Here is a 22,385-nt window from a genome sequence, read left to right as displayed (position 1 = left end):
GCGCATCCATTTCCTATTCCCCCGCCGCGCCTTCGCCCTGCATGAGCCGCTCGCGCAGGGCGCCGATACGCCGGCCCTCGCGGATCAGCCGCACATACCAGGCGCTGTCCGCCGTGTCGCCATACAGGCAGGCGCCCACCAGCTTGTCGTCGCGGATCACCAGTTTCTTGTAGACGCCGCCCGGGGTATCGGCCAGCGTGATCGCTTCGGTCTGCTCGCCTCCCGCGAAATCGCCGGCGGAAAACAGGTCGATGCCGGTGACCTTGAGACGGGTCGAAGTCACGCTGCCTTGGTAGCGCCCGATGCCATGCAGCGCCAGGTGATTGGCCGCCACTTTCGCTTGTTCGTACAGGGGCGCGACCAGCCCGTAGGCGGTGCCGCGATGGCTCACGCATTCGCCCACGGCGTAGATGCGCGGGTCATAGGTCTGCAAGGTATCGCTGACCACCACGCCGCGATTCACATGCAGGCCGCAACGCTCGGCCAGTTCGGTGTTGGGCCTGACGCCCACAGCCATCACCACCAGGTCCGCCGGAATCTCTTCGCCGTCCGCGAAGCGCAGCGCGCGCACTCGTCCGTCGGTCCCGCCCAGGATCTCGCGGGTCTGCCGCCCCAGCAGGAACTTCAGGCCACGCGCCTCCAGGCCACGGCGCAGCATGGCTGCGGCGCCTTCGTCCAGCTGCCGGTCCAGCAGCGATTCTCCCAGATGCACCACGGACACGTCCATGCCGCGCGCGGCCAGGCCGTTGGCAGCCTCCAGGCCCAGCAGGCCGCCGCCTATCACCACTGCGTGCCGGTAGCGCGATGACGCCTCTATCATCCGGTTCACGTCGCCGATATCGCGAAAGGCGATGACGCCGTCCAGGTCGCTACCGGGCACCGGCAGAATGAACGGATTCGAGCCCGTGGCCAGCAGCAGCCGGTCATAGGGCGCCTCGGTGCCATCATCGGCCAGCACCACCCGGCGCGCGCGATTCACGGCGACCACCTTGCGCTCGAGCAGCAGACGAATGCCGTGACAGGCGTACCAGTCCTCGTCATTAAGCACGATGTCCCGCAAGCTCTGCTCGCCCGTCAGCACCGGCGACAGCAGGATGCGGTTGTAGTTGGGATACGGCTCAGCGCCGAACACCGTGATCTCGTACAGATCGGGCGCCAGCTTCAGCAGTTCTTCCAGCGTGCGCATGCCCGCCATGCCGTTGCCGACCACCACCAGCTTCTGCTTCGCATCCATGGCTGCCTCTAGGCGGCTGCGCGCGATGCGCCGGCCTCGGCCAGTGGCTGCGGGTCCACCGTCAGGGCCGCATTGGCCTGGTGCGCCGCCTGCGAACGCTCCGGGTTGCCATGGCGACGATGCAGAAAATCCACCACCGCGGCGCGGCACGCCAGATAGTCCGCGTCATTGGCCAGCCGTACGCGGTCGCGCGGCCGGGACAAGGGCACCGGCAGGATCTCGCCGATGGTCGCAGCCGGGCCATTGGTCAGCATCACGATGCGGTCGGATAGCAGCACGGCTTCATCCACGTCGTGCGTGACCATGACAGTGGTGGTGCGCGTCTTGGCGACGATCTTCAGCAACTCGTCTTGCAGGTGCGCGCGAGTCAGCGCATCGAGCGCGCCGAAGGGCTCGTCCATCAGCAGCACGCCCGGCTCGATCGCCAGCGCTCGCGCAATGCCCACGCGCTGCTTCATGCCACCGGATATTTCGCGCGGCAGCTTATTCTGCGCCGGCAACAGGCCCACCAGTTCCAGCGCGGCGCGTGTGCGCTCGTTCAGCTGCGCGCGCTTTTCCGTCGCGCCGAACACCCGTTCCACCGCCAAGTACACGTTCTGGAAGCAGCTCAGCCACGGCAGCAGCGAATGGTTCTGGAACACCACGGCGCGGTCCGGGCCGGGGCCGGTGATCTCGCGCTCAGCGCACAGCAGCACGCCGCTGGTGGGGCGGCTCAGGCCGGCGATGAGATTGAGCAAGGTCGACTTGCCGCAACCGGAATGGCCGATCAAGGTGATGAACTCGCCCTGTTCCACGGTCAGGTCGATATCGCGCAGCGCCACGAATGCGCCCTTGCGGGTGTTGAACGTCTGACCCACGCGCTCGATGCGTACGTATTTCTTCATGGCGCTATTCCTCGGTATAGGTGAAACGGCGGGCCAGGGCGACCAGCAGGGTTTCCAGCAGCAGCCCCACGATGCCGATCACAAAAATCGCGATGACGATGTGCTCCACTTTCAGGTTGTTCCATTCGTCCCAGAGCCAGAAGCCAATGCCGGTGCCGCCGGTCAGCATTTCCGCCGCCACGATCACCAGCCAGGCGGTACCGATGGACAGCCGCACGCCGGTCAGCACGTAGGGCAGCACGGCGGGCAGCAGCACCTTGGTGGTTACTTTCCATTCGGACAGGTTCAGCACCCGCGCCACGTTCAGGTAGTCCTGCGGCACGCGCGACACGCCGACCGCGGTGTTGATGATCATGGGCCAGATCGAACAGATGAAAATGGCCCAGATGGCGGCCGGGTTGGCCGCCTTGAACAGCAACAGCCCCAGCGGCAGCCACGCCAGCGGCGACACCGGCCGCAGCAGGCTGACGATGGGCGAGAACATGGCCCGCACCGCCGCATAGCGGCCGATGGCGAAACCCGCCGGAATCCCGATCAGCGCGGCCAGGCCGAAGCCGATCGCCACGCGTTCCAGCGATGCCAGCAGGTTCCAGCCTATGCCTTTGTCATTCGGGCCGTTGTCGTAGAACGGATCGGAAAAGAGTTCGACGGCCGCACGCCAAGTGACGCCGGGCGTGGGAATTTCCGGTATCCGCAGCGCCACCACCTGCCACACCAGCACAAACAATGCGAAGCCCGCCACGGGCCCCACCACGGCCCGCAGCGCGAGCTCCAGGCGTTCACGCCAAAGGGCAATGAATTCATCGCCGCGGCTCATCGTCGTTACGCTAGACATTGCATGCTCCCTTTCAGACCTTGACCTTGAATCCGTCGGCGTAGGACGCAGGGTTGCTGCCGTCCCAGACCACACCGTCTATGAGTTTCGAGCTGCGCATCTCGCTGGCCGGCAGCGGCGCGCCGGCGGCCTGCGCCGCCTGCTTGTAGAGGTCGATGCGGTTGATCTGTTTCGCCACCGCCAGGTAATCGGGATGATCTTTGAGCAGCCCCCAACGCTTGTGCTGGGTGAGGAACCACATGCCATCGCTCAGGTACGGGAAGTTGGCGGAACCATCGGCGTAAAAGCGCATGGCATGCTCGTCGGTCCAGCGCTTGCCCAGCCCGTCCTCGTAGCGGCCCAGCATGCGGTCGACGATGCCGCTGGCATCCGTGTTGACGTAGGATTTGGCCGCGATGGTCTCGGCGGTTTTCTGGCGGTTGGCGGGCGAGGCGTCGATCCATTTACCGGCCTCGAGTATCGCGGCCGTGACCGCGCGCGCGGTGTTCGGATGGCGCGACACGAAGTCCGCGCTCGTGCCCAGCACCTTCTCGGGGTGGTCGGTCCAGATGCCCTGCGAGGTAACGGCCGTGTAGCCGATCTTGTCGAGGATGGCGCGCGCGCCCCAGGGTTCGCCCACGCAGTAGCCATCCATGTTGCCCACCCGCATGTTGGCCACCATCTGCGGCGGCGGCACGGTGATGACCTTGGCGTCCTTCATGGGATGGATGCCGTAGGAAGCCAGCCAGTAATACAGCCACATCGCGTGCGTGCCGGTGGGAAAGGTCTGCGCAAAGGTGTATTCGCGCTTGTCGGACGCCATCAATTTGGCCAGCGATTCGCCGTCGCGCACGCCCGCCTCCAGCAGCTTGTTCGACAGCGTGATGGCCTGGCCGTTCTGGTTCAGGCTCATCAGCACGGCCATGTCCTTTTTCGGCCCGCCTACGCCCATATGCACGCCGTAGACCATGCCGTACAGCACGTGCGCCATGTCCAGTTCGCCGTTCATGAGCTTGTCGCGCACGGCGGCCCAGGAGGCTTCCTTGGAAGGCGTGATCGTCACGCCGTGCTTCTTGTCCAGGCCCAGCACCGAAGCCATCACGACCGAAGCGCAATCGGTCAGCGGAATGAAGCCGATCTTGACCTCGGTCTTCTCCGGCGCGTCGGTGCCGGCGGCCCAGGCGCCGGCGCGCACCAGCGGGTCGACCAGCGACAGCAAGCTGGCGCCGGCCACCGCGCGCGCCGTGCCGCAAAGCCATTTGCGGCGTCCGGCGTTGGCGCTGAGGTCCCCGCCGGCGGCGGCGTCGGTGGAGGGGCTACGGGTCGATGGCGTCATGCATGGCTCCTGGCAAAAAAAAACGTCCCGCGCGCCATGGATTCCTATCCGGTGGCGCTGCGGAACGTCGTTGTCCCTGACCGCTGATCGCGGCGCGTTGCATCGGACCACCTTCGTTGGCAGCCCGATTCCACTGAAGCAAATGCTGTGCCAGAAAGAAAAAACCATGGCCCGATGGGCTGCCAGGCCGCGCCTGCGCTGGCGCGGCCTGGCGTTGCGCCGCGGCGTCAGGGATGGCGGAAAACAGGGCGTGAACCAACTTGGTGCGCAGCCGGTTGCGGCAGCGCACCATCCGCGTGCGGTCCGCGCTCCGCCGCTGTGCGCGCCCCAGCGGCCTGCGCCGCAAAACGCGGTGGCATGGAACTTGCATGACTGGACGCATCAGAGGGGAATCACATGCTCAAGGTCATGCTGCTCAACGATGGCGAAGGACGCGCGGCGTCGCTGCGGCAGACGCTCGCCGCGGCAGGCGTGCGCGTCGTGGCCGAAATGGCGCCGGACATGGATCTGGCCGCCGCCATCGCGCAGGCGGCGCCCGACGTGGTGCTGATCGACAGCGACGCGCCCGGCCGGGACACGCTGGAGAACGTTTGCGTGGCCAGCGAACACAGCGATCGCCCGGTCGTCATGTTCACCGATAACGGCAATCGCGAAACCATACGCAGCGCCTTGCGCGCCGGCGTCGCGGCCTACGTGGTGGGCGACGTGCCAGCCGGCCGCATCGAGCCGCTCTTGACGGTGGCGATCGAACGCTTCGCCATGGAGAAGTCGCGGCGTGAAGAACTGCGCGAAGCGCAATCGCGCCTGGCTGACCGCCAGTGGGTGGAAAAGGCCAAGGGCATCCTGATGAAGGCGCGTTCGATTTCCGAGGACGAGGCCCACGGCCTGCTGCGCCAACGCGCCATGCAAAGCCAGAAACGGCTGGGCGAGCTCGCCCGGGAAGTCGTGGAGATGAGCGCCTGGCTGGGCAAATCCACTTAATAAGCTTTGGTTATATGGAACAAAGAAATCAAAAGTTGTGGGGATGAAGCCCCCTTCCTATGATCCAACGACACTATGCCGGGTACGCCCGAGGCGGGCATTCATGAAGCTTTTCCCGATTTTTGCCGATCTGAAAGACAGGCTGGTCCTGGTGGTAGGCGGCGGCGCCGTCGCCGAACGCAAGACGCTCGCGCTGCTGGAAGCCTCGGCCGACGTGTTGCTGGGCGCGCCGGAACTGACGCCCGCCCTGGCCGCCCTGGCCGCTGAAGGCCGCATTCGCCATCTGTCCGGCCGTTTCAATCCCGCCTGGCTCGACGAGGTCTGGTTGGTGGTCGCCGCCACCGATGACCGCGACACCAACGCCGCCGTGTCCGAGGCCGCCGTCGCCCGGCGCATCTTCAGCAACGTGGTGGACGATCCTGAGCTGTCGTCCTTCCAGGTGCCTTCCATCGTCGACCGCTCGCCCGTCATCGTCGCGATTTCCTCGTCTGGCGTGGCGCCCGTGCTGGCGCGGCGCATCCGCGAACGCATCGAATCCTTGTTCGACCATACCCTGGGCCAGTTGGCCGGGCTGGCCGCCAGCTACCGCAAGCGCATCCGCGCCAGCCATCCCGACCTGGGCGCGCGCCGCCGCTTCTACGATTGGCTGCTGGACGGCCCGGTGGCCGGCTTCCTGCGCCAGCAACAGCCGGCCCAGGCCGAGGCCGCGCTGGCGGCGGCATTGGCGGCGCCGCGTGCGCCCGACGCCGGCAGCGTGGTACTGGTGGGCGCTGGACCCGGCGACCCCGGCCTGTTGACGCTGAAAGCGCTGCGCGCGCTGAATGAAGCCGACGTCATCCTGCATGACCGCCTGGTCAGCAGCGAGGTCATGTCGCTGGCGCGCCGCGACGCCGAACGCGTATCGGTCGGCAAGCTGCCCGGCGAGGACCACAACGCCACCCAGGCGCGCATCCACAAGCTGATGGTCGAGCATGCGCGCGCCGGCCGCCGCGTGGTGCGGCTCAAGGGCGGCGACGCCTTCATCTTCGGCCGGGGCGGCGAAGAGCTGGAGTACCTGCGCGCGCATGGCGTGCGCTATGAAGTGGTGCCGGGCATCACCGCCGCGCTGGCCTGTGCGGCCTACGCCGGCATCCCGTTGACGCATCGGGAACACGCTCAGTCCGTCCGCCTGATCACCGCGCACTGCCGCGAAGACGAAGACAACCTGGACTGGCCCGCGCTGGCCCGTGAAAAACAGACCCTGGCTTTCTACATGGGCGTTGGGCAACTGGATCTGCTGACCGGCCGCCTGCTGGCCCATGGCCGCGCGCCACACACGCCCTTCGCCCTGATCGAGAACGGCAGCCGGCCCGAGCAGCGCGTGCTGTCCGGCACGCTGGAGCAACTGCCGGTCCTGGCCGCCGAGCACGCCATCCGCTCCCCCGCGCTCTTGATCGTGGGCGAGGTGGCGGGATTGGCATCGCAACTGCAGTGGTTCGGCCAGCACCTGGAGGGGCGGGTGGAGTGCATGGCGGCCTGACGCAGTGAGCACAGGCCGACCTCGCCAGGCCAAATGAAAAACGCCAGCCGCTTCCGGCTGGCGTTTTGGCTCATTGCCGTGCCCCGACCGCTATTCCGTCTTTTGGGTGGTGCCGAAGATACGGTCGCCGGCATCGCCCAGGCCAGGCATGATGTAGCCGTGCTCGTTCAAGCCGTCGTCGATGGACGCGGTGTAGATGTGCACGTCGGGGTGCTTGGCCAGCACCGCGTCGATGCCGACCGGCGCCGCGACCAGCACCAGGGCGCGGATTTCCTTGCAGCCGGCGCGCTTGAGCAGGTCGATCGCGGCGACCATGGAGCCGCCCGTGGCCAGCATCGGATCGACGATCAGGGCCAGGCGCTGGTCCAGTTCGCCCACCAGGCGTTCCAGGTAGGTATGCGCTTCCAGCGTTTCTTCGTTGCGGGCCACGCCCACCACGCTGACCTTGGCGCCCGGAATCAGGCTGAGCACGCCGTCCAGCATGCCGATGCCGGCGCGCAGGATGGGCACCACGGTGACCTTCTTGCCGGCGATCTTCTCGACCTGCACCGAACCACACCAGCCCTCGACGGTGGCGGGCGCCAGCGGCAGGTCCTTGGACGCTTCATAAGTGAGCAGCGCGCCCACTTCCTGCGACAGCTCACGGAAGCTCTTGGTGCTGAGGTCGGCGCGGCGCATGATCCCGAGCTTGTGGCGGATCAGCGGATGGCGGATTTCGTGCACGGGCATGTGCGTAACTCTCCAGAATATTGATAGACAGGGTTTTCGCCTCAGGCGGAACCATGACGGCGCGGCGCGCTTTGCGTCGCCCGTCGTCGAGCCACACCTGAGGATCGTAATCGGTTTGGAAGGGAATTGTTATTGATCGCCGGCAGGATCATCCGAAGAATTTTTCCGGCGCGGCGCAGGCATGCTTATTGTTCGGTAAGCCAGGCGATCAGGGCGTCGTCGAAGGCGCGCACGGCGCCCGCCTGTTCGTGGTTGACGATGCTGACCACCACGTAGCGCTTGCCGCTGGCGCCCAGCACATAGCCCGCGATGGAGCGCACGTCGCGCAGCGAGCCGGTCTTCAGGTGGGCCATGCCCGCCGTGCCATCGCCCTTCAGGCGGCGGCGCACCGTGCCGTCCACGCCGGCGATCGCGAAAGAGGAGATGTACTCCGGCATGACGGGCGAGTTCCAGGCCACGGTCAGCATCGACGCCAGGCTGTCGGCCGACACCCGCGCATCGCGCGACAGGCCGGCGCCGTTGTCGATGACCAGTTCGGGCATGTCCAGGCCCTGCCTGGCCAGCAGTTCCTTGGCCACGGTTTCGCTGCTGGAGACGGTGGCAGGCCGCCGGCCGCGCTCGGCGCCCAGGGTCAGCAGCAAGGTGCGCGCCATGACGTTGTTGCTGCGCTTGTTGATCTGGCGGATCGCCTCGGCCAGCGTGGGCGAATCATGCGAGGCCAGCACGACCGCGTCGGGCGGCACCATGCCGGAACGGACCTGGCCCTTGAAGGTGCCTCCCAGCTCCTTCCAGAGCATGCGGAACACCTCGGTGGCGTAGTCGGGCTGCGACAGCGCCAGGCGGTACAGGCTGAATTCGCCGCAGGAGCCGGCCACCTTGCCGTTCACGCGGATGGTCACGCCCTGCTGGGTGATCAACGGTTCGGTGGTCACCACCGGCGCGCCCGGGCAACGGGCGTCGCTCCATTCGACGCGGCCCTCGATCTTCAGGCCCGGCAGCGGCGGATCGATCAGCGGCACCCATTTGTTGGCGGCGGGGTCCGGCGTGAACAGCAGCCGCAGCGCACCGAAACCCACCATCAGGGCGTCCGGGCTGGCGTTATAGGCCCGGTCCGGGGCGCCGTCGAAGGCGCCGGGGTCGGTCGCGACCTGGCCGAAGATGCTGCGGTCGATGACCAGGTCATTGATCTGCTTGACGCCGCGCAGGCGCAATTCGCGCAGCAGCACCCACAGGTCCTGCAACAGGAATTGCGGATCGCCCCCAGCCCGCAGGTACAGCGGGCCGCTCAGCACGCCCTTGGCGTCGGGCCGCGCGCCGGGCGCCGTCATGAACTCGGTGCGCCAGACGTAGTTGGGCCCCAGTTCGGACAGCGCGGCCCAGGTCGTGACCAGCTTCATCACCGAGGCCGGATTGCGCGACTCCTTGGCGTTCAGCGCCACCAGCCGCGGTCCGCCCACTTCCTGCACCACCAGGGACAGGGAACTGTCGGGCAGCTTGCTGGCCTTCCAGGCGTTCACCACGTTGGGCGGCAAGCCGGGAACCTGCGCCCCGGCCACCCCCGCCACCGCGGCCAGCAGCCCGCCGGCCAGCCATCGCTTCAGCCCGCCCATACGCATATTCGCTCGTCCCGTCATGCCACGCCCACCCGGTTGCTCGTCCTGCAAAACCGAGAGCATACAAAACCTGGAAGGATTGCGGCGTGGGACACCATTTCCCCGTAGGGCCGTCCCGAGAGGAAAGCAGCCCCCTTTGGGGGGCCGCAAGCACGCGCGGCGTGGAGGGAGCTTCCTCCCGCCACACCCAAAGGAGCGAAAAGCCCCGTTACTTCTGCAACCGCCACTTGCCGGAAGCGACGGTCGCCATCACCAGCGCCCGCTCATCCAGCCCGTTGTGGTCGGTGGGACTCATATTGACCACGCCGGTCGCGGTGGGCAGGTTCTTGACGTTTTCCAGCGCATCGCGCAGCGCTGCCCTGAACTCGGGCGTGCCAGGCTTGGCGGTCTTCAGCGCCACCGGGACGGCCTGCTGCAGCAGCAGGCCGACGTCCCAGGTATAGGCGGCGAACAGGGACACCGTGCCCGCGCCGTTGGCCGCCTCGTACTTCTTGGCGAAGGCCTGGGCGGTGGACTTGACGGGGTTGGTATCCGGCAGCAGGTCGGCCACCATCACCGGCCCCACCGGCACCCAGGCGCCCTCACAGGCGTCGCCACAGACCCGCAGGAAGTCGTTGTTGGCCACGCCGTGGTTGAAATAGATCTTGCCCTTGTAGCCGCGCTCGCGCAGGGCCCGCGCCGGCATCGCGGCGGGCGTGCCCGAGGCGCCGACCACCACGGCGTCAGGCGCCGCGCCGATCACCTTCAGGGTCTGGGCCACGGCGGAAGTATCCGTGGGCGCAAAGGCTTCCTTGCCCACCACCTCGATGCCGTGCTTTTTGGCCGCCTTCTCGATTTCCACCCAGAAGGTCTCGCCCAACGCGTTGTTGAAACCGATGAAGGCCAGTTTCTTGACGCCATTGGCCGCCGCATGGCGCGCAATGCCCTCGGCCATCAGCGAATCGGAGTGCGGGGTCTTGAACACCCAGCGGCGCTTGTCGTCCACCGGCTCGATCAACCGCGCCGACGAGGCCAGCGTGATCACGGGCGTGGTTCCGCTGGCCACGGTGTCCAGCATGGCCATGGTGTTGGGGGTGGTGGTGGACCCGACGATCAGGTCGACCTTGTTCTCCGAGATCAGCTTGTGGGAATTGCTGACGGCGCGAGTGGTGTCGGAAGCGTCGTCCAGCACCACGTACTCGACCTTGACGCCGCCGATCTCGGTGGGCAGCAGGCTGATGGTGTTGCGTTCGGGGATGCCCAGCGAAGCCTGGGGACCGGTGGTGGACAGGGTGGCGCCGATTTTCACCTGGGCCAGCGCGGGCGCGGCGCCCGCGGCCAGCAGGGCGGCCAGCGCGGCAACCATGAGGGTACGACGAGGGGTCATGCGGAGTCTCCTTGGATACGCGGATGTCTTATGCTTTGCGCCGATCCGCTACGGCGTGGAACTCTGTTTATACGGCGGGGAACCCGGCGGGCGGGTACCTCGGGGGGCCGCTGCGGGTTTGTCCGCAGAGGCTCGTGGCGCGGTCCGGCTGCGTCATTGCTGGTCTCCACGTTGCCAGTGACTGGCTGGCGCTGTATTTTTTAGTGATACACGTATTCTAATAAGAGACGAATTCATGTCAACAGATAGCAGCACGGGGATCCAATCAGCCGAAATCGCCCTGGACGTGCTGACCCGGCTGGCCGAACTGGGCGGCGCCCTGTCCGTGTCCGAACTGGGCCGCAGCCTGGACATGCCGCGTGCCAAGGTGCACCGCTACCTGGTGTCGCTGGAGCGGCGCGGTTATGTAGAGCAGGACGCGGCCAGCGCCCGCTATCGGCTAGGCCCGCAGGCCCTGCACACCGGGCTGGCGGCGCTGGCCGAGGTGGATTTCGTGAAGCTGGCCGCCGGCAGCCTGGACGGCCTGAGCGCCGCCATCGGCCAGACCGTATTCATTTCCGTCTGGGGCCAGCACGGCCCCACCATCGTGCAATGGCGCGACGCGCGGCTGCCGGTGACCGTCAACGTGCGGGTGGGCTCGGTGCTGCCGCTGCTCAACAGCGCCACCGGCCGGGTCTTCGCCGCCTGGCTGCCCGAATCCCTGGCCCTGCCGCGAGCGCTGGCTGAGTGGGACGCGCTGCGCGCCCATGACCCCGATGCCGCCCGGGTGCTGGACGCCACCGAACCGCCCGCCGATCCCGCCGCCGCGCTGCGCCGGCAATGGCAGGCGACGCGCCAGCGCGGCTACGCCAGCGTCAGCGGTCACCTGCTGCATGGCATCGCCTCGGCCGCGGTGCCGGTGCTGGACGCGCAAGGCCATCTGGCCGGCGCCTTCACCAGCCTGGGGCTGCACGGCGGCTTCGACCTGTCGTCGGAGGGCGAACCCGTGCGGGCGCTGAGCGCGGCTGCGGCGGATTGTTCGCGCCGGCTGGGATGGAGCCCATCGCGCTGAACCGCGGGCGTGGCGGCCTTCCGTCCCCCGCCCGGGCGCCCCGATTTTGCGGCCGCTTTACAATACAGGGTTGCCCCGGGCCTGCCCGGCTCGTTTTCGCCCTCTTTTTGCCGCCCTTGCCGGACGGATAGCCGCGTGACCCAGTCCCTCACCGTTGCCGATTTCAACTACGAACTGCCGCCCGAGCTCATCGCCCAGGCGCCCGCCGCCGAACGCACCGGCAGCCGCCTGCTGCACCTGGACGGCGCCGGCCAGCTGCATGACCGGCAGTTCGCCGACCTGGCCGCGCTGCTGCGTCCGCAAGACCTGCTGATCTTCAACGACACCCGCGTCATCAAGGCGCGGCTGAACGGCCACAAGATCACCGGCGGCAAGATCGAGGTGCTGGTCGAACGCATCACCGAGCCCGACCGGGTCCTGGCCCACGTACGCGCCAGCAAGTCGCCCGGCCCGGGCATGGTGCTGCGCCTGGCCGACGCCTTCGACGCCACCGTGCTGGGCCGCGAAGGCGAACTCTTCGACATCCGCTTCCCCGGCCCCGTGCTGGACCTGCTGGATGCCCACGGCGCGACGCCGCTGCCGCCCTACATCACGCACGAAGCCGATACCGGCGACGACGAGCGCTACCAAACGGTCTATGCCCGCGAGCCCGGCGCCGTGGCGGCCCCCACCGCCGGCCTGCATTTCGACCAGCCCACGCTGGACCGCCTGGCCGCGATGGGCGTCGAGCGCGCCTTCGTCACGCTGCACGTGGGCGCGGGCACCTTCCAGCCGGTGCGCGTGGACAATCTGGCCGACCACGTCATGCACGCCGAATGGTTCACCGTGCCGCAAGCCACGGTCGACGCGATCGCCGCCGCCCGCAGCCGCGGCGGCCGGGTCATCGCCGTCGGCACCACCAGCGTGCGCGCCCTGGAATCCGCCGCCGCTCAGACCGAAGGGCGCACCGCCCCCGGCCTGCCGCTGGCCGCCGCCCAGGGCGACACCCGTCTCTTCATCACCCCCGGTTACCGCTACCGCGTCATCGACGCCCTGGTCACCAACTTCCACCTGCCCCAGTCGACCCTGCTGATGCTGGTGTCGGCGCTGGCCGGCGTAGAACCGATACGCCGCGCCTACGCCCACGCCGTCGCCGAGCGCTACCGCTTCTTCAGCTATGGCGACGCCATGTTTATCGAGTCCCCCGCCCCATGACCGGACTGAATTTCGAACTGCTCGCCACCGACGGCGGCGCCCGCCGCGGCCGCATCACGCTGAACCACGGCGTGGTCGAGACGCCCATCTTCATGCCAGTCGGCACCTATGGCAGCGTCAAGGCCATGATGCCGCACGAACTGAAGGAGATCGGCTCGCAGATCGTGCTGGGCAACACCTTCCACCTGTGGCTGCGCCCGGGCACGGAAATCATGGAAAAGCACGGCGGCCTGCATGGCTTCATGCAGTGGGACAAGCCCATCCTGACGGATTCCGGCGGCTTCCAGGTGTTCAGCCTGCAAGGCATGCGCAAGATCACCGAGGAAGGCGTGAAGTTCGCCTCGCCGATCGACGGCGCGCGGCTGTTCCTGACGCCGGAAGAATCCATGCGCATCCAGCGCTCGCTGAATTCCGACATCGTCATGGTGTTCGACGAATGCACGCCCTATGAAATCGACGGCCGGCCCGCCACCGTCGAAGAAGCCGCCCGCTCCATGCGCATGTCGCTGCGCTGGGCGCGCCGCTCGCGCGAGGAATTCGACCGCCTGCAGAACCCCAACGCCCTGTTCGGCATCGTCCAGGGCGGCATGTACGAAGCCCTGCGCGATGAATCCCTGGCCGGGCTGCAAGAGATCGGCTTCCACGGCTACGCCATCGGCGGCTTGTCGGTCGGCGAACCCAAGGAAGACATGATGCGCATCCTGGCGCACGTCACGCCCAAGCTGCCGGCCCAGGCGCCGCGCTACCTGATGGGCGTGGGCACGCCGGAAGACCTGGTCGAGGGCGTGAGCCGCGGCGTGGACATGTTCGACTGCGTCATGCCCACCCGCAACGCCCGCAACGGCTGGCTGTTCACGCGTTTCGGCGACGTCAAGATCCGCAATGCCAAATACCGCGACGACACCCGCCCGCTGGATCCCAGCTGCGGCTGCCATACCTGCGCGAACTTCTCGAGGGCCTACCTGCACCACCTGCAGCGCGCCAACGAAATCACCGGCGCGCGCCTGAACACCCTGCACAACCTGCATTTCTATCTGACCATCATGAAGGAAATGCGCGAAGCCATCGCCGAGGGCCGCTTCGACGCCTGGCGCGCGCAGTTCGCGGCAGACCGGGAGCGCGGCATCGAGTAGAGCGCGGCGCGGGCTAGCGGCGGGGGCCGATCTGGAAGCGGCGAAGCTCCTCGTCGATGGCCTGCGCCAATTCCGCGCCGCGACTGCGCGGCATGCGGTTCGCCGGCGCAACTATCCCTAGCGCCGCGGTGCCGCTGGCGCCGACGGCGAATGCCACGCCCACTCCCCCCACGCCTTGGCCGCTCACCTGGGTATAGCCTTGCGTGCGCGCCTGCCGAACCCAGCGCAGCAATTTCGACAGCGACAGGTCTTTCGCCAGGTATTGCCGCCGGTGGCGTTCGAAATGCGCTCCGATCCTGTCGTCGTCCCATTGCGCCAGCAACGCAAAGCTGGGAATACCCAACCCCAGCAGACGCGCTCCTCCCACGTAATCGGCGTAGGACCGGATGGGGCGCGAACCTTCCTCCAGATGCAGGCAGTGGCTGTAGTCGCCACTACGGACCACCAGGAAAGTGTGCTCATCCGAACGGCGCGCCAGCGCCTTCATGACGGGAACACAGATCTGCGTCAGCGGCGCCTGCGCCAACGCCACCAGGCCCATCCCCATCGACTCCAATCCCAGGCAATAGGCGCCGCTGACCGCGTCGCGCCTTGCATAGCCAGCGGATACGAGCACCGACAACATGCGATATGCGGTCGTCCGGTCGAGCCCCGAATGCGCCACCAGGTCGCGCAGCGCCATGCCGCCCGCCTGTTCGACGCTCAGTAGCCGCAGCAGGTCCAACGCCCGGCCGATGCTCTGTGCTCCGCGCACGGGCCGCGACGCCGAAACGGGGGAACAGGATCGTGTGGCAGTTGCGCGCGGCATGGTCGGCATTCCAGGGGTCTAGTCCAGATGGGTCGATCATAGCGAGATTGTCAGCGAGGCGGATTGTGCACATTGTGCACACACGGACAGATAGTCGTTGCCGCGTCTGCGCAGCTGGCCTGGAATGTCTCCACAACGGCCTGCAGCCACGAAAAACATAACCGCGACGAGACATGATTCCCTACCAATCCCGCCTTCCCGCCGGATCCCCCGCCTTCACCGAACAACGCGCCGGCATGCTGGCCCTCATCGCAGAAATGCGGGCGCTTGAACAACGCGCCCGCGACGCGTCCGAGCGCGCCGCACCGGCCTTCGCTCGGCGCGGCGCCTTGTTGCCGCGTGAACGTGTCGACCGCCTGCTTGACCCTGGCCGGCCTTTCCTGCCGCTGGCGACGCTGGCGGGATACGGCATGGATGGCGCCGACCTGGACGCCTGCGTACCGGGAGGGTCGCAGATCGCCGGGATCGGCTACGTCAGCGGCGTGCGCTGCATGGTCATCGCCACGGACTCCGGCATCGAGGCCGGCGCGCTCACGGAAGCCGGCAATATGAAGCTCATGCGCTGCCAGGAGATCGCGCTCGAGAACCGCCTGCCCTTCGTGCATCTGGTGGAGTCCGCCGGCGCCAACCTGCGCAAGTACCGAGTCGACAAATTCATCCGCGGCGGCGGCATGTTCTACAACCTGGCGCGCCTGTCGGCCGCCGGCCTGCCGGTCATCACCGTGGTGCATGGCTCATCGACCGCGGGCGGCGCCTACATGCCGGGCCTGTCCGACTACGTCATCATGGTGCGCAGACAGGCCAAGGCGTTCCTCGCCGGCCCCCCGTTACTCAAAGCGGCGACGGGCGAAGTGGCCAGCGCCGAAGAACTGGGCGGCGCCGACATGCACGCCCGCATCAGCGGCCTGGCCGAATACGTGGCGGAAGACGACGCCCACGCCATCGCCATCGCCCGCGCGGTGTTGGACACCCTGCCCTGGCCGCGGGCGGCCGCCGCGGGCATCGCCACTCCGCCACGCCTGGATCCGGACGAATTGGCTGGCGTCATGGTGCTGGAGCACCGCCGGCCCATCGATATGCGGGAAATCATTGCTCGCGTGGTGGACGATTCTCTTTGGCTCGACTTCAAGCCGGACTATGGCGCGCAGACAATCTGCGGACATGCCCGCATCGACGGCCACGCGGTGGGAGTCGTCAGCAACAACGGTCCCATCGATCCTGCAGGCGCGACCAAAGCAACGCAATTCATCCATCTCTGCAATCAATCCGGCACGCCGCTGCTGTTCTTGCAGAACACCACCGGCTTCATCGTGGGCCGCGCCTCGGAAGAGGCCGGCATGATCAAGCATGGCTCGAAGATGATCCAGGCTCTGTCCAACTCCCGCGTGCCGCAGATCACCATCCATTGCGGCGCCTCTTTCGGCGCGGGCAACTACGGCATGTGCGGACGCGCATTCCGCCCCCGCTTCTGCTTCTCGTGGCCCAATGCCCGCACCGCGGTCATGGGCGGCGAGCAAGCGGCCGGCACGCTGGAGATCATCGCCCGCCAGCAAGCCGAACGCGGCGGACGTCCCGTTGACGAGGCGGCCCTGGCCGCACAGAAGGCCGAAGTCATCGCGAATTTCGACCGGCAGGCCCGCGCCTTCTACACCAGCGGACACTTGCTCGACGACGGCGTGATCGATCCGCGGGACACCCGCGCGGTGCTCGCGTTCGTGCTTGCCACCATCGCCGAAGGCCAGGCGCGATCGCCGCAGCCGATGCAATTCGGCGTGCCGCGCTTCTGAAACCAATAACCAGAACCAAGGAGACGACATGCTCTACACCCAGCAACACCGCGAACTGATGGACAGCCTCAGGCGCTTCATCGCCGCCGAGATCGACCCTTACGTGGACGAATGGGAAGCCGCCGAGATCTTCCCGGCGCGCGAACTGTTCAGGAAGATGGGGCCACTGGGATACCTGGGCATTACGAAGCCCGAAGCCTACGGTGGCCTGGGCTTGGACTTCTCATACGCCATGGCGGCCTCCGAGGCCATGGGATACGCCCGCGCGCAAGGAGTCGCGATGGGCATCGGCGTACAGACCAATATGGCCACCCCCGCGCTGGCCGCGTTCGGCTCCGACGCGCTGCGCCAGGAGTTCCTGGCGCCCGCGATAGCTGGCGAGGCGGTCGCGTCCATCGGCGTATCCGAACAGGGCGCGGGATCGGATGTGGCATCTCTCAAGACCCGCGCGCGGCGCGACGGCGACGACTATGTGATCAGCGGATCGAAGATGTGGATCACCAATGGCACCCAGGCAGACTGGATCTGCCTGTTGTGCAATACCTCCGAGGGCAATCCGCACAAGAACAAGTCGCTCATCGTGGTGCCGCTGCGGGAAAACGGCAAACGCGTGCGCGGCGTCGAGGTGCAGAAGATCCGCAAGTTCGGCATGTGGAGTTCGGACACCGCGCAGATCTTCCTCGACGAAGTCCGCGTGCCCGTGCGCAACCGCATCGGCGAGGAAGGCATGGGCTTCATCTACCAGATGAAGCAGTTCCAGGAAGAGCGTCTGGACGGCGCAGCGCGGCGGCTGGCCGCCATCATGTGGATTCAGGAGACCGTGGACTACCTGCGGCAACGCCAGGCCTTCGGCCGCCCGCTGCTGGACAACCAGTACATCCAGTTCAAACTGGCCGAACTCAAGACCGAACTGGAGGCGCTGCGCGGGCTGATCTATCTTGCGACCCAAACCTATATCGAAGGCGGCGACGTCGTCGAGCTTGCGTCCATGGCCAAGCTGAAGGCAGGACGCCTGTCGCGCGAGATCACCGATTGGTGCATGCAATTCCAGGGCGGCATGGGCTACACCTGGGACAACCCGGTGTCCCGCGCCTATCGCGACTACCGGCTGTGCTCCATCGGCGGAGGCGCCGACGAGGTCATGCTGATGGTGATCGCCCGCCACATGGGCCTGATGGCCAAGAAAGCCTGAGGCCCCATGGAACACGTCTATCAGCATCTGATCGTCACGCGCCTGCGCGGCTTGTTGTTCGTGACGCTCAATCGTCCCGAAACGCGCAACGCGCTGGGCGCCGAAGTCGTGGCCGAAATGGACCGCGCCATTGCCGGCGCGCCCGGCGAGCCGCCGCCTCGGGCGGTGATCCTGCGTGGCAGCGGCGGCTTCTTCAGTGCCGGCGGCAACGTCGGCAACTTCTCCGCGCATCTTGGCGAACCCGCGCCGCAGCCCGACCCCGTAGCGGCGCGCAACCGCGAGTTCGGCCGCTTCATGGAGCGTCTGGCGGCGCTGCCCATGCCGGTCATCGCCGCCGTGGAAGGCGCGGCGATGGGCGGCGGCATGGGCCTGGCCTGCGCGGCGGACATCGTGCTGGCGACTCGGGACGCGCGCTTCGCGCTGAGCGAAACGCGGCTGGGCCTGATTCCGGCGCAGATCGCCCCCTTTGTCGTGGCGCGGCTGGGGTTGCGCGTCGCGCGCCGGCTGGGGATCAGCGGCGAGCGGATTCATGGAGAGGCAGCCCTGCGCCTGGGAATGGCGGACGAACTGGCTGACGACAGCGCATCGCTCGACATATTGCTGGCGCGCTGGCTTAGCGACATATGCGCCTGCGCGCCGCGCGCCAACGCGCTGATCAAGCCCCTGCTGGCCGAATGCTCCGCACCCCCTGCCGCCGCCAATGGCGCACTCGATCGCGCGGCCGCGCTGTTCGCCCGCTGCCTGCGCGACGAAGGCGCCGAAGGCATCGAGGCTTTCCGCAAGCGCCAGCCTCCGCGCTGGGCCGAAACCATTGCCGCCGAAGACGTGCGCCAGGCCTGCACCAGCCTGCTGGTCCCATAGTGAGAATCACATGATCCACTCCAAGCTTGTCCGACCCTTCCACACCCTGCTGATCGCCAACCGCGGCGAGATTGCACGCCGCATCATGCGCAGCGCGCGCAAGCTCGGCTACCGCAGCGTGGCGGTCTACTCGGACGCCGACACCGACAGCCTACATGTCCGCGAAGCCGACCTGGCCGCGCGGATCAGCGGACCGGCACCCGCCGATTCCTATCTGAATATCGAGGCGGTGCTGGCAGCGGCGCGCGCCACCGGCGCCGACGCAGTCCATCCCGGCTACGGCTTCCTGGCGGAGAACGAAGCGTTCGCGGCGGCCGTGGAGCAAGCCGGGCTGGTCTTCGTCGGCCCGCCGGCTGCGGCTATCGGCGCCATGGGCAACAAGGCTCGGGCAAAGGCCGCAATGAGCCGCGCCGATGTGCCCTGCATACCCGGCTATCAGGGCGCCGACCAGAGCATCGACGCCTTCGTCCGCGCCGCCGGCGACATCGGATTTCCCGTCATGGTGAAAGCGGCGGCAGGCGGCGGAGGCCGCGGCATGCGGCTGGTGCGGGACCCGGCCGCGCTGCCGGCGGCGCTCGCCTCCGCCCGCTCCGAAGCCGCAGCCGCGTTCGGCTCCGACGAGCTGATCCTGGAAAAGGCCATCGAGCGGCCGCGCCATGTCGAAATCCAGGTGCTGGCCGACAGCCACGGCCACGTCATCCACCTGGGCGAACGCGATTGTTCGGTGCAACGCCGCCACCAGAAGATCATCGAAGAAGCCCCGTCCCCGGCCGTGGACGACGCGCTGCGCGCATCGATGGGACAAGCCGCCGTGCGCAGCGCCCGCGCGCTTGGCTACCAGGGCGCCGGGACGATGGAATTCCTGCTCGCTCCCGACGGCAGCTACTACTTCATGGAAATGAACACCCGGCTGCAGGTCGAGCATGCAGTGACCGAAGCCGTCACGGGCCTGGATCTGGTCGAATGGCAATTGCGCGTCGCCGCGGGCGAAATGCTGGACATCGCCCAGGAAGCGGTGCGCATCGACGGCCACGCCATGGAACTGCGCCTTACCGCCGAGGACGTGCCCGCCGGCTTCCTGCCGCAAACCGGTGTCATGCGGCGCTGGCGTCCTCCCCTGGAAATGCCGGGCCTGCGGATCGACCACGGCCTGACCGAGGGTGGCGCCATCCCGCCCTACTACGATTCGATGATCGCCAAGCTGGTCGCCCACGGCCGCAATCGCGAGGAAGCCTGCCGCAAACTGCTGCGGGCGCTGGAACAATGCGTCGCGTTGGGCGTGCCCACCAATCAATCGTTCCTGGCCGACTGCCTGCACGATCCGGTCTTCGCCGCCGCCTCGGGCGTTCATACCGGGTTTGTCGAAGAACGCTTCGGCGCCAGCCTGGCCGCGCGCCCCATTCCCGATGCGGCGGCCGTGGCGTGGGCTGCCTTTGCCGCCCACGCCTGCATGATGGACTCCGCCGGTCCCGAACTCGCGCCGCCGCTTCCGGCATCGCGTCCTTGGCGCGTCGCCTTGACGCTGGATGCAGGTCGTTGGGACGTCTCGGTGACGGGCAGAGCCGGCGGCTGGTGGATCGAGATCACGCCCGCCGGAAGCGGCGCCGGACCCGCTCGGCTCGAACTGCGCGGCGCCCGTTGGCAAGGCCTGGACCGCAGCCGCCTGGAAGCCGAGGTGGACGGCGTCCGCGAAAGTATCTGGATAGCGCCGGGACCGGACGCAATGGGCTTGTTCCACCGGGGACAGGCCTGGGAGTTCCAAATGCCGCCTGCGCACCGGTCCCGCGCTGGCGCGCTTGCCAGCGGCACGCTCACGGCGCCGTTCACGGGCCGCATCCTGCATCTCTCGGTGGCGGCAGACGACCACGTCAGCGAGGGTGATCCGCTGATCATCATGGAGGCAATGAAAATGGAGCACACCTTGTACGCCCCGGTCGCCGGCCGTATCACCGATCTGGCGGCTCAGGCGGGCAGCCAAGCCGCCAAGGATCAGCCCTTGCTGCGCATCGTCCAGGAACCCGCCTTGCAGGCCACGCCATGAGCGCCGTGCGCATCGGCGGCGCCAGTGGATTCTGGGGCGATTCCGCCACCGCCACGCCGCAATTGCTGGACGTCCCCGGCATGCAGTATCTGGTGTACGACTATCTGGCCGAAACCACCATGTCGATTCTGGCGCGGGCGCGCAACAAGGATCCCGCGCTGGGATACGCCACCGACTTCGTCCAGGCCGCGATGGCGCCGCAATTGCGCCGTATCCTGGAGCGCGGCATACGCGTGGTGGCCAACGCGGGAGGCCTGAACCCCCTGGCATGCCGCGATGCCCTGGCGCAGGCCGCGGCGCGCCAAGGGCTGGCGCCTCGCATCGCCGTCGTCAGCGGCGACGACATCCTGCCTCTGCTGCCCGGACTGCGCGAATCGGGCGTAGACGGCCTGCCCGAAGCACCGTACTCCGCCAATGCCTACACAGGCGCCCGGGGCATCGCGCTGGCGCTGGCGCAGGGCGCCCAGATCATCGTTACCGGCCGCTGCGTCGACAGCGCCATGGTGCTGGGCGTACTGGCCCACGAACATGGCTGGGTCTGGGACGAGTGGGACAAGCTCGCCGCCGGCACGCTCGCCGGCCACGTCATCGAATGCGGCGCGCAGGCCACCGGCGGTCTGTACACCGATTGGCAATCGGTGCCGGGGTGGGACAACATGGGCTATCCCGTCATCGATTGCGCCGCGGACGGCAGCTTCGTCCTTTCCAAACCCGCCGGCACCGGCGGCCTGATCGCTGCAGGGTGCGTCGCCGAACAGGTCCTGTACGAAATCGGCGATCCCGCCAGCTACCTGATGCCCGACGTCACCTGCGACTTCCGGCACGTCCACGTGACGCAGCTGGACGCGGACCGCGTCTCGGTCGGCGGCGCTCGTGGACGTCCCCCCACAAGCACTTACAAGGCCAATGCAACCTGGCGCGACGGCTACCAACTGGCGACCATGCTGGCCATCCGCGGCCCCGCAGCCCGCGCAAAGGCTGACAAGACCGCCGCGGCGCTGCTGGACCGCAGCCGGCGGATGCTGCGTGAACACGGTCTCGCGGACTATCGGGAAACCTGCGTGGAAATGCTGGGCTGCGAAGCACTCTACGGCCCGCATGCCCGGCATCTCCCCACCCGGGAGATTGTCCTGCGCATCGTGGTCCGGCATGAATCGGCCGCGGGCCTGGGCTTTCTGCAACGCGAATGCGCTTCCGCCGGAACCTCCATGGGGCCGGGCACCCGCTCGTCCTTCCAGGGACGCTCCGATATCCAGCCAGTGGTACGCGTCCACTCCTTCCTGTTGCCGAAAACTCTGCTGCAAGAGCACGTGCTGCTGGAAGACCGCGTCATCCCCGTGCCGCCTGCGGCCGGCGACGCGCAGCCCGCCCACCTTGCCGCGGCGCAAGCCGAACCGGAGACGGAGCGGGACGAGCCAGCAGCAACGCCGGATGAAGGCCCGTTGGCGACTGTCGCGCTGCAGGCGCTGGCCTGGGCGCGCAGCGGCGACAAGGGTGATACGGAGAACATCGGCGTCATCGCGCGCCGCCCCGAGTTCCTTCCCCTGATCCGCAGGCAACTGGGCGCAGAGCAGGTGCGCGTGTACTTCGCGCACCTGGCACATGGCCCGGTCGAGCGCTTCGACGTGCCTGGCTTGCACGCCATGAACTTCGTGCTGAACGAGGCCCTGGGCGGCGGCGGAATGTCCAGCCTGCGTTCGGATCCCTTGGGAAAGTCCTATGCCCAGATGCTGCTAGACCATCCCATGCAAATTCCCCGGAGTTGGATTGAACATGGCTGGATCGCCCCGTCATAGCGCCGCAAACAGGCCCTGACCCGGCCGAGAATCACGCAGTCCCATA

Annotated in this window: 17 protein-coding genes and 1 pseudogene; 10 read left to right on the top strand and 8 right to left on the bottom strand. The window is 67.5% G+C overall.

Annotated elements, in window-relative coordinates:
• Positions 1 to 16: 16 nt before the first annotated feature.
• The 4 genes and pseudogenes from AC3WOB_RS06610 to AC3WOB_RS06595 form a co-directional block, all read right to left on the bottom strand.
• Positions 17 to 1,234: pseudogene (locus AC3WOB_RS06610) on the bottom strand (NAD(P)/FAD-dependent oxidoreductase); the annotation flags it as partial.
• 8 nt (positions 1,235 to 1,242) lie between these two features.
• Entirely contained in the window at positions 1,243 to 2,118 is an 876-nt protein-coding gene (locus tag AC3WOB_RS06605) for an ABC transporter ATP-binding protein (RefSeq protein ID WP_492274565.1), read from the bottom strand.
• A 4-nt stretch (positions 2,119 to 2,122) separates the two neighbouring features.
• Positions 2,123 to 2,953 (bottom strand): nitrate ABC transporter permease, encoded by an 831-nt coding sequence (ntrB, locus tag AC3WOB_RS06600; protein WP_013395744.1) that lies wholly within the window; start codon positions 2,951 to 2,953, stop codon positions 2,123 to 2,125.
• A 13-nt stretch (positions 2,954 to 2,966) separates the two neighbouring features.
• On the bottom strand, positions 2,967 to 4,268 hold the full coding sequence (locus AC3WOB_RS06595; protein ID WP_492274564.1) for a CmpA/NrtA family ABC transporter substrate-binding protein: 1,302 nt from the start codon (positions 4,266 to 4,268) through the stop codon (positions 2,967 to 2,969).
• A 396-nt stretch (positions 4,269 to 4,664) separates the two neighbouring features.
• Here AC3WOB_RS06595 and AC3WOB_RS06590 point away from each other — a divergent pair, with 396 nt between their 5' ends.
• Together AC3WOB_RS06590 and cysG are read left to right on the top strand one after the other, a co-directional pair.
• Complete coding sequence (locus AC3WOB_RS06590; protein WP_492274563.1) at positions 4,665 to 5,249, top strand: ANTAR domain-containing response regulator; 585 nt, start codon at positions 4,665 to 4,667, stop codon at positions 5,247 to 5,249.
• 103 nt (positions 5,250 to 5,352) lie between these two features.
• Positions 5,353 to 6,768 carry a siroheme synthase CysG gene (gene cysG / locus AC3WOB_RS06585; RefSeq protein ID WP_492274562.1) on the top strand — a complete coding sequence of 472 codons (1,416 nt, stop codon included), beginning with the start codon at positions 5,353 to 5,355 and terminating at the stop codon, positions 6,766 to 6,768.
• A gap of 90 nt (positions 6,769 to 6,858) precedes the next feature.
• Here cysG and upp read toward each other — a convergent pair whose 3' ends face one another.
• The 3 genes from upp to AC3WOB_RS06570 all read right to left on the bottom strand — a co-directional run bounded on the left by upp (position 6,859) and on the right by AC3WOB_RS06570 (position 10,476).
• Complete coding sequence (upp, locus tag AC3WOB_RS06580) at positions 6,859 to 7,497, bottom strand: uracil phosphoribosyltransferase (protein ID WP_013395748.1); 639 nt, start codon at positions 7,495 to 7,497, stop codon at positions 6,859 to 6,861.
• A 185-nt stretch (positions 7,498 to 7,682) separates the two neighbouring features.
• The gene (dacB, locus tag AC3WOB_RS06575; protein WP_041654257.1) at positions 7,683 to 9,131 is read right to left on the bottom strand and encodes a D-alanyl-D-alanine carboxypeptidase/D-alanyl-D-alanine endopeptidase; all 1,449 of its coding nucleotides are present in this window, start codon (positions 9,129 to 9,131) and stop codon (positions 7,683 to 7,685) included.
• Positions 9,132 to 9,318: 187 nt separating this feature from the next.
• On the bottom strand, positions 9,319 to 10,476 hold the full coding sequence (locus AC3WOB_RS06570; protein ID WP_492274561.1) for an ABC transporter substrate-binding protein: 1,158 nt from the start codon (positions 10,474 to 10,476) through the stop codon (positions 9,319 to 9,321).
• A 235-nt stretch (positions 10,477 to 10,711) separates the two neighbouring features.
• Here AC3WOB_RS06570 and AC3WOB_RS06565 point away from each other — a divergent pair, with 235 nt between their 5' ends.
• From AC3WOB_RS06565 to tgt, 3 genes are all read left to right on the top strand, one after another.
• Positions 10,712 to 11,527, top strand: a complete 816-nt coding sequence (locus AC3WOB_RS06565) for an IclR family transcriptional regulator (protein ID WP_492274560.1) — start codon at positions 10,712 to 10,714, stop codon at positions 11,525 to 11,527.
• Positions 11,528 to 11,662: 135 nt separating this feature from the next.
• Entirely contained in the window at positions 11,663 to 12,721 is a 1,059-nt protein-coding gene (gene queA / locus AC3WOB_RS06560; protein ID WP_013395752.1) for a tRNA preQ1(34) S-adenosylmethionine ribosyltransferase-isomerase QueA, read from the top strand.
• The gene (gene tgt, locus AC3WOB_RS06555) at positions 12,718 to 13,854 is read left to right on the top strand and encodes a tRNA guanosine(34) transglycosylase Tgt (protein WP_013395753.1); all 1,137 of its coding nucleotides are present in this window, start codon (positions 12,718 to 12,720) and stop codon (positions 13,852 to 13,854) included. Before queA ends, tgt begins: the two co-directional genes overlap by 4 nt.
• Positions 13,855 to 13,867: 13 nt before the next feature.
• Here tgt and AC3WOB_RS06550 read toward each other — a convergent pair whose 3' ends face one another.
• Positions 13,868 to 14,608, bottom strand: coding sequence for an IclR family transcriptional regulator (locus AC3WOB_RS06550; protein WP_041654261.1), 741 nt, complete (start codon positions 14,606 to 14,608; stop codon positions 13,868 to 13,870).
• Positions 14,609 to 14,835: 227 nt separating this feature from the next.
• Here AC3WOB_RS06550 and AC3WOB_RS06545 point away from each other — a divergent pair, with 227 nt between their 5' ends.
• From AC3WOB_RS06545 to AC3WOB_RS06525, 5 genes are read left to right on the top strand one after another with little or no spacing between them, the layout of a single operon-like run.
• Positions 14,836 to 16,449 carry an acyl-CoA carboxylase subunit beta gene (locus AC3WOB_RS06545; protein ID WP_013395755.1) on the top strand — a complete coding sequence of 538 codons (1,614 nt, stop codon included), beginning with the start codon at positions 14,836 to 14,838 and terminating at the stop codon, positions 16,447 to 16,449.
• 28 nt (positions 16,450 to 16,477) lie between these two features.
• Positions 16,478 to 17,641, top strand: coding sequence for an acyl-CoA dehydrogenase family protein (locus tag AC3WOB_RS06540; RefSeq protein WP_332013740.1), 1,164 nt, complete (start codon positions 16,478 to 16,480; stop codon positions 17,639 to 17,641).
• A 6-nt stretch (positions 17,642 to 17,647) separates the two neighbouring features.
• On the top strand, positions 17,648 to 18,502 hold the full coding sequence (locus AC3WOB_RS06535) for an enoyl-CoA hydratase/isomerase family protein (protein WP_013395757.1): 855 nt from the start codon (positions 17,648 to 17,650) through the stop codon (positions 18,500 to 18,502).
• A gap of 10 nt (positions 18,503 to 18,512) precedes the next feature.
• A complete protein-coding gene (locus AC3WOB_RS06530) occupies positions 18,513 to 20,543 on the top strand; it encodes an acetyl/propionyl/methylcrotonyl-CoA carboxylase subunit alpha (protein WP_492274559.1) in 2,031 nt (676 codons plus the stop codon).
• Positions 20,540 to 22,339, top strand: a complete 1,800-nt coding sequence (locus tag AC3WOB_RS06525; RefSeq protein ID WP_492274558.1) for an acyclic terpene utilization AtuA family protein — start codon at positions 20,540 to 20,542, stop codon at positions 22,337 to 22,339. Before AC3WOB_RS06530 ends, AC3WOB_RS06525 begins: the two co-directional genes overlap by 4 nt.
• The last annotated feature ends 46 nt before the right edge of the window (positions 22,340 to 22,385 follow it).

Source organism: Achromobacter sp. FW305-C-30-7 (genome assembly GCF_058783105.1).
Note: the sequence above shows the minus strand (reverse complement) of the source record. Positions and strands in the feature narration are given on the sequence as shown.

What these genes read in the sequence shown, in the direction of transcription:
- AC3WOB_RS06590 (WP_492274563.1), top strand. Translation starts at nt 4,665, where the DNA reads ATGCTCAAGGTCATGCTGCTCAACGATGGCGAAGGACGCGCGGCGTCG.
- AC3WOB_RS06565 (WP_492274560.1), top strand. Translation starts at nt 10,712, where the DNA reads ATGTCAACAGATAGCAGCACGGGGATCCAATCAGCCGAAATCGCCCTG.
- AC3WOB_RS06535 (WP_013395757.1), top strand. Translation starts at nt 17,648, where the DNA reads ATGGAACACGTCTATCAGCATCTGATCGTCACGCGCCTGCGCGGCTTG.
- ntrB (WP_013395744.1), bottom strand. Translation starts at nt 2,953, where the DNA reads ATGTCTAGCGTAACGACGATGAGCCGCGGCGATGAATTCATTGCCCTT.
- cysG (WP_492274562.1), top strand. Translation starts at nt 5,353, where the DNA reads ATGAAGCTTTTCCCGATTTTTGCCGATCTGAAAGACAGGCTGGTCCTG.
- dacB (WP_041654257.1), bottom strand. Translation starts at nt 9,131, where the DNA reads ATGACGGGACGAGCGAATATGCGTATGGGCGGGCTGAAGCGATGGCTG.
- AC3WOB_RS06605 (WP_492274565.1), bottom strand. Translation starts at nt 2,118, where the DNA reads ATGAAGAAATACGTACGCATCGAGCGCGTGGGTCAGACGTTCAACACC.
- AC3WOB_RS06595 (WP_492274564.1), bottom strand. Translation starts at nt 4,268, where the DNA reads ATGACGCCATCGACCCGTAGCCCCTCCACCGACGCCGCCGCCGGCGGG.
- AC3WOB_RS06530 (WP_492274559.1), top strand. Translation starts at nt 18,513, where the DNA reads ATGATCCACTCCAAGCTTGTCCGACCCTTCCACACCCTGCTGATCGCC.
- AC3WOB_RS06525 (WP_492274558.1), top strand. Translation starts at nt 20,540, where the DNA reads ATGAGCGCCGTGCGCATCGGCGGCGCCAGTGGATTCTGGGGCGATTCC.
- AC3WOB_RS06570 (WP_492274561.1), bottom strand. Translation starts at nt 10,476, where the DNA reads ATGACCCCTCGTCGTACCCTCATGGTTGCCGCGCTGGCCGCCCTGCTG.
- AC3WOB_RS06540 (WP_332013740.1), top strand. Translation starts at nt 16,478, where the DNA reads ATGCTCTACACCCAGCAACACCGCGAACTGATGGACAGCCTCAGGCGC.
- upp (WP_013395748.1), bottom strand. Translation starts at nt 7,497, where the DNA reads ATGCCCGTGCACGAAATCCGCCATCCGCTGATCCGCCACAAGCTCGGG.
- AC3WOB_RS06545 (WP_013395755.1), top strand. Translation starts at nt 14,836, where the DNA reads ATGATTCCCTACCAATCCCGCCTTCCCGCCGGATCCCCCGCCTTCACC.
- tgt (WP_013395753.1), top strand. Translation starts at nt 12,718, where the DNA reads ATGACCGGACTGAATTTCGAACTGCTCGCCACCGACGGCGGCGCCCGC.